Source organism: Streptomyces sp. ATCC 21386 (assembly GCF_018728545.1).
In the GTDB taxonomy this organism is placed as follows: domain Bacteria; phylum Actinomycetota; class Actinomycetes; order Streptomycetales; family Streptomycetaceae; genus Streptomyces.
The window spans coordinates 4764558-4779542 of record NZ_JAAVVL010000001.1; the positions used below are offsets into that span (position 1 = coordinate 4764558).

General features: G+C 73.1%; 12 protein-coding genes. 1 reads left to right on the top strand and 11 read right to left on the bottom strand.

Features of this window, described 5'->3' with window-relative positions:
- Positions 1 to 15: 15 nt before the first annotated feature.
- The 10 genes from GWK25_RS20310 to GWK25_RS20355 form a co-directional block, all read right to left on the bottom strand.
- Positions 16 to 1608, bottom strand: a complete 1593-nt coding sequence (locus tag GWK25_RS20310) for an ABC transporter substrate-binding protein (RefSeq protein ID WP_215451959.1) — start codon at positions 1606 to 1608, stop codon at positions 16 to 18.
- Positions 1609 to 1672: 64 nt separating this feature from the next.
- Positions 1673 to 2464 carry a class I SAM-dependent methyltransferase gene (locus GWK25_RS20315; RefSeq protein ID WP_215451960.1) on the bottom strand — a complete coding sequence of 264 codons (792 nt, stop codon included), beginning with the start codon at positions 2462 to 2464 and terminating at the stop codon, positions 1673 to 1675.
- Positions 2461 to 3723, bottom strand: a complete 1263-nt coding sequence (locus GWK25_RS20320; protein WP_215451961.1) for an MFS transporter — start codon at positions 3721 to 3723, stop codon at positions 2461 to 2463. The genes GWK25_RS20315 and GWK25_RS20320 overlap by 4 nt, the downstream gene beginning before the upstream one ends.
- Positions 3707 to 4831, bottom strand: a complete 1125-nt coding sequence (locus GWK25_RS20325; protein WP_215451962.1) for a mandelate racemase/muconate lactonizing enzyme family protein — start codon at positions 4829 to 4831, stop codon at positions 3707 to 3709. Before GWK25_RS20325 ends, GWK25_RS20320 begins: the two co-directional genes overlap by 17 nt.
- Entirely contained in the window at positions 4828 to 5916 is a 1089-nt protein-coding gene (locus tag GWK25_RS20330; protein ID WP_215451963.1) for a PLP-dependent cysteine synthase family protein, read from the bottom strand. Before GWK25_RS20330 ends, GWK25_RS20325 begins: the two co-directional genes overlap by 4 nt.
- Positions 5913 to 6770 (bottom strand): Rossmann-like domain-containing protein, encoded by an 858-nt coding sequence (locus GWK25_RS20335; protein WP_215451964.1) that lies wholly within the window; start codon positions 6768 to 6770, stop codon positions 5913 to 5915. Before GWK25_RS20335 ends, GWK25_RS20330 begins: the two co-directional genes overlap by 4 nt.
- The gene (locus GWK25_RS20340; protein WP_215451965.1) at positions 6767 to 8023 is read right to left on the bottom strand and encodes an ATP-grasp domain-containing protein; all 1257 of its coding nucleotides are present in this window, start codon (positions 8021 to 8023) and stop codon (positions 6767 to 6769) included. Before GWK25_RS20340 ends, GWK25_RS20335 begins: the two co-directional genes overlap by 4 nt.
- 157 nt (positions 8024 to 8180) lie before the next feature.
- Complete coding sequence (locus tag GWK25_RS20345; protein WP_215451966.1) at positions 8181 to 9437, bottom strand: VWA-like domain-containing protein; 1257 nt, start codon at positions 9435 to 9437, stop codon at positions 8181 to 8183.
- Positions 9434 to 10687 (bottom strand): MoxR family ATPase, encoded by a 1254-nt coding sequence (locus tag GWK25_RS20350; protein ID WP_215451967.1) that lies wholly within the window; start codon positions 10685 to 10687, stop codon positions 9434 to 9436. The genes GWK25_RS20345 and GWK25_RS20350 overlap by 4 nt, the downstream gene beginning before the upstream one ends.
- Positions 10688 to 10875: 188 nt before the next feature.
- On the bottom strand, positions 10876 to 12369 hold the full coding sequence (locus GWK25_RS20355) for a hypothetical protein (protein ID WP_215451968.1): 1494 nt from the start codon (positions 12367 to 12369) through the stop codon (positions 10876 to 10878).
- A 308-nt stretch (positions 12370 to 12677) separates the two neighbouring features.
- Between GWK25_RS20355 and GWK25_RS20360 the strand changes: the two genes are divergently transcribed.
- On the top strand, positions 12678 to 14165 hold the full coding sequence (locus tag GWK25_RS20360; protein WP_215451969.1) for an MFS transporter: 1488 nt from the start codon (positions 12678 to 12680) through the stop codon (positions 14163 to 14165).
- Positions 14166 to 14401: 236 nt separating this feature from the next.
- Here GWK25_RS20360 and GWK25_RS20365 read toward each other — a convergent pair whose 3' ends face one another.
- Positions 14402 to 14977, bottom strand: a complete 576-nt coding sequence (locus tag GWK25_RS20365) for a TetR/AcrR family transcriptional regulator (RefSeq protein ID WP_215451970.1) — start codon at positions 14975 to 14977, stop codon at positions 14402 to 14404.
- Between the last annotated feature and the right edge of the window lie 8 nt (positions 14978 to 14985).

Genomic DNA, 14985 nt, shown 5'->3' on the forward strand with positions numbered 1-14985 from the left:
GGGTGAACGGTGGGATCACGCGAGCCACACCTTGTCGAAGCGTGCCCAGTCGAGGGTGTTGGCGGGGGCCTTGGTCTCCACTCCCTTCACCGTCCTGGCGGTTCCGAGGATCCAGTCGGCGAACCCCCAGATCAGGAAGCCGCCCTCGGCGTACAGGCGGCGCTGCATCCGCTCGTAGACGGCGGCCCGCTCCTTCTTGTCCCGCGTCGACTGGGCCTGCTGGTACAGGGCGTCGAAGTCCTTGTGGTGCCACTTGGTGGCGTTGGTGGTGGAGTCGGTGAGCAGCCGCTGCGAGATGTGGGCCTCGATGGGCATGGCACCGGACCGGTAGCAGGCGAGGGTGCCGGAGTCGAGGATGTCGCTCCAGTACGAGTCCTTGCTGCCCATCCGCACATCGACGGTGACGCCCGCCTTGGCGGCCTGGTCCTTGAAGATGCTGGCCGCCTCCGTGAACCCGGCGGCCACGGCCGAGGTGTCGAGGGTGACCTTCAGCTTCTCCGCGCCGGCCTGCTTCAGCAGGGCCCGGGCCCGGTCGAGGTCCTGCTCGCGCTGCGGGAGATCGGCGGCGTAGTACTCGTAGCCCTTGCCGAACAGGTCGTTGCCGACGACGCCCGCGCCGGACAGGGCCCCGTCGACGAGTTCCTGCCGGTCGGCGATCAGGAAGAACGCCTCCCGGACGCGCTTGTCGTCGAAGGGCGCCCGGTCGGTCTTCATGCAGAAGGCCTGCATGGCACTGCCCCGCAACCGGACGATCTCGATCTGCCCCTTGCCCTCGTGGGCGCGGGCGGTGGTGGGGTTGAGCTCGTGGGCGTACTCGACCTGCCCGCCGAGGAGCGCGTTGACCCGGGCGGACTCCTCGTTGGCGACGACGAACTCGAGCTCGTCGAGGTGCGGGGCGCCCTCCCAGTAGGCGTCGAAGCGGCGGAAGACGGCCGAGCGGCCGGGGGAGAAGGACACGAAGCGGAAGGGGCCGGAGCCGATCGGCTTCCGGTCGAAGTCGCCGGCGTCCTTCCCGGCGTTCTCCGGCACGATGTACGCGCCGAACGCGGCCAGCACGTTGGCGAATTCGGCGGTCGGCCGCTTCAGCACGAACTCGACGGACCGCTCACCGGTGGCCCGGCTCGCGTCGAGGTCGATGGGTTCCAGGGACGCCTTCGCACGGAACGCCTTCTCGGGGTCGGCGATCCGGCGGTAGCTGTAGAGGACGTCCTTGGCGGTGACCGGGCTGCCGTCGTGGAAGGTGGCCTCGCGCAGGGTGACCTGCCAGCGGTCCAGGGACTTGTTCGACTCCCACTGGGCGGCCAGGCGCGGCCGCGCGGACAGGTCGGCCCCGTAGTCGGCGAGCTTGTCGTAGAGGGCCTTGGCGCGGGCGACGTCGGCGAACAGGTTGGCCAGGTGCGGGTCGAGGGTCTCACTGGCTCCGCCGCCCGCGAACGCGGCCCGCAGCCGTCCGCCCCGCTTGGGGGCGCTGTCGTCGCCCTTCGTCCCGGAGTCGGTGTCGGAGCCGCCCGTGCCGCACGCGGTCAGGGCGAGCGCGCCGAGTGTGGCGGCGCCCGTGGCGGCGAGGAATCCGCGTCGGCGCAGACCGGGGAAACGTTCGTCGTGCATGAGGGTTCCTTGGGTGTCGAGAGGAGGAGGGAGCGAGGGGGACCAGGGATGGGGCGAGGGGGGATCAGCGGGTGGGGGTGAGGCGCGCGACGACGTGCAGACGGTCCGCGTCGGCCGTCCGGCCCGGCAATCGGCCCTCCCGCCACGGCGGTTCGGTGCGCGGCCCCGGCCCGTCGTGCAGTTCGAGCACGTCGAAACCGTGCACGGTCAGCAGGTGGCGCAGCTCCTGCGGGAACAACAACCGCCAGGCGGAACGCTGTTCGACGGGTGCCGCGCCGTCGTCCGACGTCCAGACCCGGGTACGGCACAGGAGTTGGGCGGTGCGGTTCACGGTGAGGGTCGTGGTGGACCGGTAGGCGGTGCCCCGCCAGGTGAAGGAGGCGACGGCCGGGGTGTCGAGCAGGTCGGTACGGCCCAGGAAGTAGGCGCCGTTGCGCATCTCGGCGACCAGCAGCCCGCCGTGCGCCAGGGCCAGGCGGCAGGAGGAGAGGAAGCCGTCGAGCTGGGCGTTGGTGTGGCAGTACAGCGGGGAGCTGTCCAGGCTCACGACCGCGTCGAAGGCCGCCCGGCCCAGGTCGAAGCCGTGCAGATCGGCCCGTACGTACGTCGGACCGGGGTGCCGGGCGCGGGCGTGCGCCAGCATCGCCTCGGAGAGGTCGGCGCCGGTCACCATACGGCCGGCGCCGTGCAGGTGGGCGGCGTCGCGTCCGGTGCCGCAGCCCATGTCCAGCACTCGTGGTCCCGCCCCGTGGCGGCGCAGGCAGTCCTCGGCCCAGCGCCCGGCCAGCCGCTCCGGATCGGGGAAGCGGGCCTCGTACAGCTCCGGGTTGTCGGTGAGGAGGTTGGCGTTCGTCATGCGGTGCTCCGCTCACCGGCCGTGGCGGGCGCCACGGCTTCGGGGTTCGACGGCAGCGCGCCCAGCCGGTGCAGCCGGCCGACACCGGCCGCCGACACCAGACCGAACAGGGCACAGCACACCCACGGCAGCCAGGTGTGTCCGCCGCTCTCCCCGGCGTCCATGGCCCACCCGACGAAGGTGTTGCCGACGGCGGCCGCGACGCCGGAGACGACGTAGAAGATCCCGAAGTACGTGCCGGTCAGTTCCGGGCGGCCGAAGCGGGGAATCAGCTCCATCACGAACGGCGAGGCCACCATGAGACCGAGGTACAGGAGCAGTGCGCCGAGGAGGACGGGCACCGCGCCGGTCCAGCCCGACGTGCCGAGGACGACCCCCAGGGCCGGCGGCAGGAACGCCAGACCGGTCATGGCGAGCCCCACGCTGATCCAACGGGCCCTGCTACCACGTGACTTGAGCGCCCGGGTGATGCGCAGCTGGAGCGCGAGGTTGGCGAGCGTGCCGACGAGGAAGACGAGCCCCGCTGCCCCGTCCCAGCCGGTGGTCTCGCGGGCCCCGGCCGGCAGCAGCAGGTACAGCTGGTTCTCCAGGGTGAACATGCCGACCATGGCGAGCGCGAAGGCCAGGAACGCCCGGTTGCCGAGCACCTCGCGCCAGTCCCCGAGGACACCGCCGCCGCTGGGCTCGACCTTCCGGGCCGGCAGGACGAGGGCCTGGGCGACGGTGAGGACGGCGAAGATCCCGGCGGCGGTGAGCGCCGACGTACGGAAGTCCACCAGCAGCAGGACACTGCCCAGCAGCGGCCCGATCAGCGCACCCGTCGTCGCGAAGACGTTGAACAGCGCGAACGCCTCCGCCCTGCGCTCCCCGGCCTCCTGCGCCAGGTACGCCCGCACCGCCGGGTTGAACAGCGCCCCGGCGAGGCCGCTGAGCACCGAGGCGGCCAGCAGCACCGTCAGCCCGTCGCCGAGCGCGAACAGCCCGAACCCGACGGTCCGCAGGGCGCACCCGGCGATGATGACGCCCCGCGCGCCGAGCCGGTCCGAGGCGGAGCCGCCGATGATGAACAGACCCTGCTGGCTGAGGTTGCGCACCCCCAGGACGACGCCGACGACGGCCGCCGACATGCCCAGGTTCTCGGTGAGGTGCGAGGCGAGGTAGGGGATCAGCAGATAGAACCCGATGTTGACGCCCAGCTGGTTGACCAGCAGCAGGCGGACCGCGAACGGGAAACGGCGTATCTCATGCCACGTCCGCACGGCGTGCCTCCCTCGTCCTGCCGACTGCCACGTCTGCGGGGTGTGACTCGCGCGTCCCGTCGGCCGCGCGCGGCCGAACTCCCAGCCCGGGCACGTCCGTCGTCCGTACGACCCCGTCGGTGCCGCCGATGCCGGTCCACGGGTCGTCGGCGAGCAGGAGGTGCCCGTCGAGGTCCACCCAACGGGCGCGGTCGGCGAGGTGGACGGCCGGGGCGAGACCGAGACTGCTGGCCGTGAGACAGCCGAGCATGAACTCCGTCCCGCTGCCCTCGATCAGCGCGGCGATCCGCAACGCCGCGTGCACACCGCCGCACTTGGCGAGCTTGACGTTGACGCCGTGCACCCGGCCCGCCAGCCGCCGGACGTCCTCCAGCCCCACGGCGTCCTCGTCGGCGATGACCGGCAGCGCAGAGCGCTCGGCCAGGGCGGCCAGCGCGTCCGGGTCGCCCGGGGCGACGGGCTGCTCGACCGCCTCCACGCCCAGCTCCGCGAAGCGCGGCAGCAGCGCCTGCGCCTGAGCCGCCGTCCACGCGCCGTTGAGGTCGAGGAGGAGCCGGACGCCGGGCGCGGCGTCGTGGACGGCCCGGACGCGTTCGACGTCGCTCTCGGGGTCGGGCGCCCCGGCCTTGACCTTGAGGACCTCGAAGCCGCTCGCGGCGAGGCGGCGCGCCTCGGCCGCCGCCCGGGCCGGCGAGGTGATGCCGATGGTCCGGGCGGTCGCGGCCGCCGGCGCGACGGGTGCGCCCAGCAGACGGTGCACCGGGGCCGAGGCCCGTTTGCCGACGAGATCGAGGAGCGCGGCGCCGACGGCCGCGGTCACGGCCGGGGGAGTCTCCGCGGGAGCGGCGACCTCGCCGTTCCGCAGGGCCTCCAGCGCGCTCTCCGGATCAGGGAAACGGCGCAGGTCCGCGGCGGCGTCCGTGAGGAGCCGGCCCAGGGTGTCGGTGTCGAGGCCGTAGTAGACGCTGGTGACGGCCTCACCGTGGCCCTGGATCCCGTCGTCGTCCTGGACGGTGAGCCACACCGCGTCACGCGCGGCCATGGTGGAGCGGGAGATGCGCAACGGCTCGGTGAGTGCGAGGCGTACGGTGCGCTGGGTGACCTTCACAGTCTCTCTTCCGAAGGGGGGACCTCGAGCGGGTCGGCGACCCTGCCGCACCGCACCCAGCCGACGGCCTCGGCCGCGCCGGGACGGGGGATCTCCATGGGCCGCGCGGCGGCGGAGGCCGGGTCGAGGCCCTGGGCGGCGGCGAAGTCGTCGTCGAAGACGCTGCCGAGGTAACGGTGGGGGCCGTCGGGGAAGACGGTGGCGACGACGGCGCCCGGGTGGACGCGGGCCGCCCAGGCGGCGACGAGCGCGACCGCGCCGGTGCTCCAGCCGCCGCTGACGAAGCTGCCCCGGGCGAGACGACGACAGCTGTCGACGGCCTCCGCCGGGCCGACCCAGTGCACCTCGTCGAAGGCGTCGTAGGCGACGTTGCGTGGATGGATGCTGCTGCCGAGGCCGCGCATCAGTCTCGGCCGGGCCGGCTGGCCGAAGATCGTCGAACCGGTGGAGTCGACGCCGATGAGGCGCAGCGCGGGCCAGTGCGGGCGCAGCGGGCCGATGATGCCCGCGCTGTGGCTGCCGGTGCCGACACTGCACACCAGGATGTCCAAGTGATCCAGCTGCACGGCGAGTTCGGCGGCCAGCGAGGCGTAGCCGGCGGTGTTGTCGGGGTTGTTGTACTGGTCGGGCCAGTACGCCCCCGGCAGTACGGCGAGCAGCTCCCGCAGCCGCGCCAGGCGCGCCGCCCGCCAGCCGCCCCGGGCCGCCGGACGGTCCACCAGCTCCAGCCGGACCCCGTGCGAGCGCAGCAACTGCCGCATGGACGGCTCCAGTTCGCTGTCGCCGACCAGCACGACCGGATGGCCGAGGGCCTGCCCGGCGAAGGCGAGCCCGATGCCGAGCGTGCCGGACGTCGACTCCACCACCGGTGCGCCGGGCCGCAGTTCACCGCGGTCCCGGGCGCCCAGCAGCATGGACATGGCGGCCCGCGCCTTCATCCCGCCCGCCGCGAGCCCTTCGAGCTTCGCCCAGAACCCCGGGTGCGGACCGGGCAGATCCGCGGTGATGCGCGCCAGCGGGGTGCGTCCGACGAGGGACAGCAGCTCCGGCCGGGCGACGGCGCGCAGGACGGTCGAGGAGGTCACCGGCCGCCTCCCGGTCGGCGGTCGGCCTCGTCCAGGCAGTAGCGGTGCAGTGTGCCCGCGCCCGCGTCCAGCCAGAAGAAGGGGTACGGCTCCGCGCACACCGCGCTCACCCCGTGCCCGAGGAACCGCGGCAGCACCGCGCTGCCCGTCTGCGCGAACATCACCAGCTGCTTGTCGTGCGTCAGGGCGTGGCGCCGCAACGGCTCGAAGGTGCCGTTGCTCAGCGTCATCCCGGAGACCAGCAGTGCGTCACAGCGTCCGGCCGCGCCGAGCGCGTCGGTGACGACCTCCTCGCCCCACTCCGTGACCCCGCCCTTCAGATCGCACGGCACAGAGCGGAGCCCTCGTGAACGCAGCGCCTCCAGCAGGGAGTTGACGACCCCGACCACGAGCACGGTCGCGCCCGGCGGCAGGTCGAGCAGCTCGACGACGGCCCCGGCCCGCGCCCGTGACTTCTCCAGCGACGTACCGGCCGGGAGGGGGAACGGCCGTGCCCCGTTCTCGGGGGTGTGCGGGCCGACATGCATCAGATAGGCGTCCAGCGCGGCCACCCGCACCGCAGGCAGCGGATGGTCCAGGAGCCGGGCGACATCGGCGCCGACACAGTCGTCGATCGCCGCGTCCGGCAGAGCCCCGGGCTCGACGGCGCAGGACCCCACGGCACCGGAGAGACGCAGACTGAGCACCTCGTTGCGGTAGCCGGTGCCCTGCCCGTCGTGCCGGACGGCCTGCCGGGTCACGAACGCGACCGCGACGCGCAGCGTGCCGGGGTCCGGGCCGAGCCGACCGGCCCGTGCCCGCTCCAGCAGTTCTTCGAACGTGACCGTCCCGGCCACCGGCGCGACGGTGCTCACCGGATCACCAGTCCGGCGCGCAGCTCGCCCAACAGCGCCTCGACGCGCCCGCGCGCGCCCGGTCCGTCCGGGTCGCCCGCCATGACGTGGCCGAGATACTCGTTGTTGCTGCCGGCCGCCTTGACCTGTCGGCCCGGCTCGGCGAGCTGGACCTCCAACACGTGCTCGGCGGCGGCGAGTTCACCGCCGTCCAGGGCTTGGAGTGTGCCCGAGGTCTCCGGTACCAGGAAGCCGACGGCGGCACTGCGCAGGCCGGTCTCCCGGCGCCGCAGGTCGGGTTCGCGGCCGAGGGCGACGTCCACGGCAGCCGCGGCGAGGTCGATGCCGGTGACATGGCGGACCAGCTCGGTGATGCGGTTCCCGGCGGGCCGGGGGTTGACCTGGACCACCCGCGGACCGGCCGGGGTCAGCTTGATCTCGGTGTGGGCCACGACGCCGTCGGTGAGCCCGAGCGCCTTGAGCGCCCCCAGCGCGGTCTGCTCGGCCGCCTCGGTGTCGGCGCCCGTCAGCGCGGCGGGGAACATGTGCCCGGTCTCGATGAACGCGGGTGCCCCGCCGATGCTCTTGTCGGTGACCCCCACGACGTGCACCGCTCCCGCGTGGGACACGGTCTCGACGCTCACCTCGGGGCCGGTCAGCAGCTCTTCGAGGAGGACGGCGGGCACCCGGCGCTGCCCACGCGCGTTCAGCGGGAAGTCGGCCAACGACCGGACGGCCGCGGCAAGTTCGGTCTCGTCGTCCACCCTGCGCACATACATGCCCGCGCACAGGTCGACGGGTTTGACGACCAGCGGATAGCCGATCTCGCGTGCCGCGCGGGCGAGGTCGGCCCACTCCTCGTGGAGGGCGAAGCGGGGGCCGGGCACACCGGCGTCGGCGAGGACCCGGCGGGTGGCGTCCTTGCGGCAGGCGTCCGCCACGGCCTGCGGGCCCGGTCCGGGGAGCCCGAGGTGCCCGGCGATCCGGGCCACCGTCGGCAGGTGGTAGTCGCAGGACGAGATGCCCCCGTCGAAGCCGAACACCGTGTGCAGGCGTTCGGCCTCCGGCAGCAAGGTGTCGAGGTCGTTGGTGTCGGTGGTGACCACGTTCCGCGCGCCCAGCAGCGGATGGGCCGTGCCCTCGGGGGCCGAGCGCAGGTAGTGGTGCAGGTCCCGGGTGAGGAACGTGAACTCGTGCCCGCCCTCCCGGATCGCACGTGGGAGCAGCCTGCTCATCGATCCGACCCAGCCCTCGACCACCAACAGATGAGCCACAGCTCCCCTTTTCGTGCGGTGCGTTCAGGCGTCAGGGCAGCCCGACGGCACCTCGACGAGGAGGTGCCCGGCTTGACATGCCCACCTTATCGATAATCGTTTTCATTGTCATGAGGGAGGGTGGTGGAGGTGAAGAAGGGGCGGGACCCACCCCGGCCTAGCCGATCTGGACCACGCGGGCCCAGTCGGGCGGGTTGTCCGGCACGTAGTCGGGATCGTCCTCGTCGTACCTGGTGTGTGCGTCGTGACGGGGGAAGAGGCCCACCACCGTCCGGCACGGCGGCCGGGAGCTGGGCCAGGGCGTCTGGCCGTCGGTGAGGACCACGACGACATCGGGCTTGGGGTGGCTGCGGAGCGCCTTGGCGAAACCCGCGCGCAGGTTCGTCCCGCCGCCTCCCAGCAGCGGGATGCCCTCCGCCCGGCACAGCGGGTGGGCGATGCGGGCCGCCGCGTCGCACGGGACGACGGTGACGAGGTCACGGCGGCCGCCCACCGCCCGGGAGATCGCGGCGACCTCCAGCAGCGCGCTGCCCAGTTCCGCGTCGCTGACCGACCCCGAGGTGTCGATGATCACGGAGACATGGGGCGGGCGGCGCCGCAGGCTCGGCAGCACCGTGCCCGGCACGCCGGCCGAGCGCCGCGACGGCCGGCCGTAGCTGTAGTCCTCCCCGGCGCCCGGCGCGGAGGCCGCGGAGCGGACCGCCGCGCCCAGCAACGCCCGCCACGGCTGCGGCGGGTGGAACGCCTCCTCCGCCCAGCGCTGCCACCCCTCGGGCGCGGAACCCGGACGGCCCTTGATGCCCTGGGCCACCCGGAAGCGCACCGCGTCCCGTTCCTGCGCGGTCAGACCGTGTGCCCCGTCCGGGCCCAGCTCCCACTCCCGCTCCAGGCCGTCGGCGCCGCTGCCACAGTCCAGCCACGCCAACTCCAGCGTTGCGGCACCGAGTTGGAACTGGCGCAGATAGTCCTCCATCAACTGACCCGTGGGCAGCTTCAGGAACCCCGGTTCGACGACACCCTCGGGCTTGACCAGTCCGTCGCCGAAGATGTCGTCGTTGATCTCGCAGTCGGCGGCGATGTTCATCCGCAGCCGCTCCCCGGGGCCGGTCAGTTCCCGTTCCCTGGCGACCCGGTCGCTGCGCCCGTGATGGTCCCGCAGCAGATGGGACACCTCGTGCACCCACACCCCGGCCAGCTCCTCCACCGGCGTGCGGTCCACGAAACCGGGGGAGACGTAGCACCGCCAGTGCCGGTCCACGGCCATCGTGGGCACCCGCCGGGACTCGACGGTGTGCAGCGCGAACAGGGCCGTCGCCAGATAGGGCCGGGCCCGCGCCGCCTGGAGCCGGGCGGTGAAGAGCTTGTCGAGGTCGAGGGTGCCTTCGCCGGTGTCGTGCCCGGTGGCCGTACTCATCGGCGCACCTTCGTCGCCGTCTTCGCACGGGCCGCCGCCTCGTCCGCCCGCCGGGAGAGGGTGATCACTCCGGCGAGGTTCTCGATCGCCGTCGGAACGTCCCAGTCGTCGCGGCGCAGCGACGCGAGGGTGGTGGCGGGGACGACCACCAGATCCGGCGCCCCCGTCTCCAGCGCCCGGACCAGCAGCGCCCACGCCGCGTCCCAGCGTGCCTTGTCCGGCCGCGACCGGACCGCCGCCACCACCCCGTCGAGCACCGCCTGCCGCAGATCCCCCCGTTGGGGCAGTTCCTCCGCCGTCGGGTCGGCGAGCAGCACCTCGGGGTCGGGGAGGTCCAGCCGGTCCAGGGAGGCCAGCAGCTCCAGCCCCGGCCCGTCGCCCACGGTGCCCCTGACCAGGAGGGACAGCACGTCGCGCGAGACACCGGAGGCGGTCGCGAAGGCGATCAGCCGCAGCGTCATCTCCCAGCTCCGCGGCGACGGCCACGGCCCGCCGCGCCGGGTCTCGCTGTTGGGCAGCTGATGCACGAGCTTGGGCCGCGCGGCCAGCAGCGTGCACACCGCGCGCCGGGCGAACTCCACCGCCTCCGCCAGCCGCTCCGGTGCCAGCCGCGGCAGGGTGGCCCGGGGCCACGTTCCGCCGAGGCCTCGTACGACCACCTCGTGGTCGTGCGTCCACTGCAGGTGTACGAAGCGGTTGGCCAGCGGCGGGCTCAGCTCCCAGCCGTCGGCCGCCGAGGACCTGGGGTTGGCGGCGGCCACGATCCGCACGTCCGGCGGCAGTTGGAGCGTGCCGATCCTGCGCTCCAGCACCAGCCGCAGCAGCGCGGCCTGGACGGCCGGGGGCGCCGTCGACAGCTCGTCCAGGAACAGCAGCCCCCGGCCGGCGCGTACCAGGCGCACCGCCCAGTCCGGCGGTGCCATGGGGACACCCTGCTCGGCCGGGTCGTCCCCGACGATCGGCAGGCCCGAGAAGTCGGACGGCTCGTGCACGCTGGCGATCACGGTCGTCAGCGGAAGATCGAGGGAGGCCGCGAGCTGTGTCAGCGCCGCGGTCTTGCCGATGCCCGGCTCACCCCACAGCAGTACGGGCAGGTCCGCGGCGACGGCCAGGGTCAGCGCCTCCAGCTGGATGTCGGGGCGCGGTTCGGTGGACGTGGTGCGCAACATGCTCAACAGGTCGGCGGCCACGTCGAGTTGGGAGAGCGGGTCGGCGTCGGAGGGCAGGGCGAACGGGGTGCGTGTGGGCATGTGGGATCACCTTGGGGTGTAGAGGGCTGAAGCCGAACGTGCGCGGTCGCAGGCGCGCGAGGGTGTGGTCAGAAGCGTGCGAGGTGGCTGATCGGGGCGTGCGAGATGCGTGTGCAGAGCTCAGAGGCGTCCGAGGTGGAGGTCGCAGACGCGCGAGACGGGTGGTCGGAGGCGTGCGAGGTGGAGGGTCAGAAGAAGGTCGCCACGCGGATGCGGCGCTGGCGGGACGGCCGGCGGCCGACGTTGGAGCGGACCCGGCCGGGGAGCGGTTCGGCGAGACCGGCCCGGTACAGGCCGTAGGCGATCCGCCGGCGCGCCGCGGACTCCAGCTCCTCCCGCAGCGGGCCGTCGCGCAGGACCGCCTCGGGGCCCAGCAGCCCTTCGACGACCGCCAGCGCCCCGGCGACGTCCCCGTGGTCCAGCCTCTCGCGTACGCCCGACAGACAGTCCGGACGGCGATGCGCCTCGTCGATGGCCCGCAGACACGGGAGCGGGGTACCGGTCAGTGCGACCAGCAGTTCCTCACGCCGGAGTTCGTCCGGGTCGTGGTCGAGTGCCACCAGCACGCCGTCGACCAGACCGATCCGGTGGCGCTCTCCCCGGCACTCCACGATCCGCGGCTGCCCCGCCCGGTCCTGCGCCTCGGCCGGACCGGACGGCACATGGTCCGGTACCAGCGCCGACGCGACCAGCGGATGCAACCTATGGACGTCGAGCGCGCCGGTACGGAGCAGTTCCAGGTCGGGCAGGACCCAGGTCGCGGCGTCGGGCAGCACCGGCAGCGCGCCGAGCGCACCGTCGTCACCGGACACGGCCGTGAGCCGCGGCGCGGGCGACGGCGTGCCGTCGTCCGCCTCCGCGTGGGCGCCCTCGCCCGGGGCCCGGTCCGCACCGGCCTCCGGGCCCAGGTCCAGGACGAGTCGCCGTCGGGCGCCGCACCGTACGAGCACGGAGCCGGTCGACCGACCCTCGGCGCGCAGCACGATCGCCGCTTCCGCCGCCCACCGCTCGACGGCACAACCCTGCTCCGCCGCCCAGGTCCACAACTCGTCCGGGGCCGTCGGCAGCGGCGGGTGCGGGTGCACGTGCGAGGGCGAGTGAGGGTCCGTCGGTGGTGCCCCCTCGACCGCCGGCCGATCCGCTCCCGAACGGCCCCGCAGCTCACCGGCCCTGCGCGCGTCCCAGAGATGGCGGTGCAGATCGAACCGATGGCGACGGCTGGGCCGTGGATGGGGATGCCCCCGGGTTTCGGGCCCGGACCCCTCCCACAAAGCGAGGCCGATCCGCTGGCCGGCGTCGGCCCACGCGGGCGGAGTGCGGGCCACCAGATGCACCGGCCCCGGGCCGGCACCCCCGGCCGTCCGGTACCGGGCGAGGGTGAGGGTCAGGCCCGGGCGCAGCAGTCCGTCGGGAGCGATCCTCGGCATGTGCCAACGCAGCAGGTCCGGCGCCAAGTGCCTCAGGTCCGTACGGACTTGGGACGCCAGCTCCGAGCCGTGACGGGCGGCCAGGGAACGCAGGTCGAGATCGATGTCGACGGCCGCGGCGGCACATGCGCCGGCCCAGTCGCCGACGGCACGGCGAGCGGCCGCGGTCTCGATCATGGAGGGTGGCACGGCGAATTCGCGCACGCGCAACCAGAAGGAAAGCCGGGGATCCCCGTTCGCGACATCGGTGAGCATCAGCACTCACCTTGCGCGGACGGAACCCCCGATCTGCTGAGGGAAGGAGTAGTCATCGCCGGGATCGTAACGGCACACGTCCCGCTCCCGCACCTGTTTTTCGATCCGGGTGTGCGCGCCCGGAGTCCACCGTGCCCAAGTGGTGCGGGTCCGGGCACCGGCGTACGGTCGAACAGTGGCGCGGCCGTGGACGCGACCGTGCACCGCACCCTGCTTCAGCGACGCCTTTGCGACACGTCATGAGCGATTCGCAGCCGACTTCCCCAGCGCGGACCACCACCTCGGAAACAGGTGGTGGTGGAAGCGCGATGGCGCTGTTCGTCATCGCCTCGTGCCAGCTGATGGTGGTGCTGGACATCACCATCGTGAACATCGCGCTGCCGGACATCCAGAGGTCGCTGGACTTCTCGACGACGAGCCTGGCGTGGGTGGTCAACGCGTACACGCTCACGTTCGGCGGTCTGCTGCTGCTGGGCGGACGGGCCGGGGACATCCTCGGCCGCCGTCGGGTGTTCATCTTCGGCGTGCTGCTGTTCGTGCTGGCCTCGCTCCTCGGCGGCCTCGCCCAGAACGAGGGCCAACTCCTCGCCGCCCGCGCCCTCCAGGGCGTCGGCGGTGCCATCGCGTCCCCCACGTCCCTGGCGCTGATCAGTACGACGTTCCGCGAAGGACCCGAGCGTAACCGGGCGTTCGGGGTGTTCGCGGCGGTCTCGGCGGGCGGCGGCGCGATCGGACTGCTCGCCGGCGGCATCCTCGTGGAGTGGCTGGACTGGCGGTGGGTCCTGTTCGTCAACGTGCCGATCGGGTTGCTGATCGCGCTGGCGACGCCCCGCTGGATCAGGGAGTCCGAACGGCACCCCGGCCACTTCGACATCACCGGCGCGCTGACCTCCACCCTGGGCATGGTGCTCCTGGTGTACGGCTTCATCCGAGCCGCGCAGGAGGGCTGGCGGGACGGGCTGACGTTGGCGTCGTTCGCCGGGGCCGTGGTGCTGCTCGTGGTGTTCGTGCTGGTGGAGCGGCGGTCCCGGCAGCCGATCACCCCGCTGCACATGTTCGCCGACCGCAACCGCGCGGGCACCTACGGGATCATGCTGTGCCTGGCCGCAGCGATCTTCGGCATGTTCTTCTTCCTGACGCTCTTCACCCAGAACGTCCTGGACTTCAGCCCGCTGGCCACCGGCTTCGCGTTCCTGCCGGTCAGCGCGGTCATCGCGGTCGGCGCCGGACTGGCCTCACGGTTCCTGCCCGTGTACGGACCCAAGCCGTTCATGGTGGTGGGCGCGATCCTCGCGGCGGCCGGCCTGGGGTGGCTGACCCTGACCGACGTGGACTCCACGTACGCCGGCAGCGTGCTCGGCCCGATGCTCGTCTTCAGCCTGGGCATGGGCATGGAGTTCGTCGCACTGACCCTCATGGCGCTCTCCGACGTCACGCCGGCGGAGACCGGCGCCGCCTCCGGGCTGCTGAACGCCACCCAGCAGGTCGGCGGCTCGCTCGGACTCTCCATCCTCGTCACGATGTTCGGCACGGCCAGCACCAACGAGGCGGAGAAGCAGGTCCCGGACTTCCTCTCCCAGGCGACCCCGGCCGAGCGCCTGGAGTTCGAGCGGACCGGGCAGCTGCCGAAGCCCTGGTCCGACGAGGTGCTCACGGCGGGTGTCTCGGCCGCCTTCGTCATGGCGGCCATCTTCACCGTGATCGCGGCCCTGATCGCCGTCCTGGCCATCCAGGTACGGCCCTCCGATCTGGAGCGGCTGAAGGGTGGTGCGCGTCCCGGCGCGCCGCCCGGCTGAGGCGCGGCACGCCGGCGTACGTCAACCGGTGGTGCGGCACGGGCCGGGCAACTGACCGTCCGGGCGTCCTTTGGCGGCGGCGCGACCCTGCGACGGGTACCGGTGGCGAAGAACCGGGCGCTGGTCACGCATCCGGCGCTCGCCACGCCGCCCGCCGAGCACCTCGACCGCAACGGGCACGGCCACGGTGAACCGTGGGAGGGCGTCGCGCACCCGCGCGGCCCTCCCTCGGTGTCTCATCGCTCCGGAGCGCCCGAACGCATGCCGTCCATGACCAGGTCGAGGAGGCGGCCCGCACGCGGCTGCCAGTCCTCGGGGTCGATCTGCCAGAGGCCGGCGATGGCGAGGAAGAAGTCGTCCACGGTGATCCCGGGGCGGACGGTACCGGCCTTCTCGCCCGCGCGCAGCAGGAGTTCGGCGGCCTCGGACACCGGGGTGGGGTCCGGCTTGTCCGGGGCGTCGGGGCCGCAGGTGGCCTGCCGGATGGCGTCCGCGAGGCCCGCCTTGGCCATGGCGAACCGGGCGAGGCGGTCCATCCACTCACGCAGCGCCCGATCGGGTTCGCGGGTGGCGAGCAGTTCGGCGGCGGAGTCGGTGACCTGCCGCATCTCGTGCCGGTAGATCTCCAGGACGAGGGCCTGCCTGGTGGGGAAGTGGCGGTAGAAGGTGCCCTGTCCGACGCCCGCCTCCCTGGCGATCCTGCTCAGCGGTGTGTCGGCGGCACGGGTCAGCTCGACGAGCGCGACCGCCAGGATGCGCTCGCGGTTCCGCTGGGCGTCCGAGCGCAGAGAGCAGTCCTTCTTCCGTCGCACGCGACCTC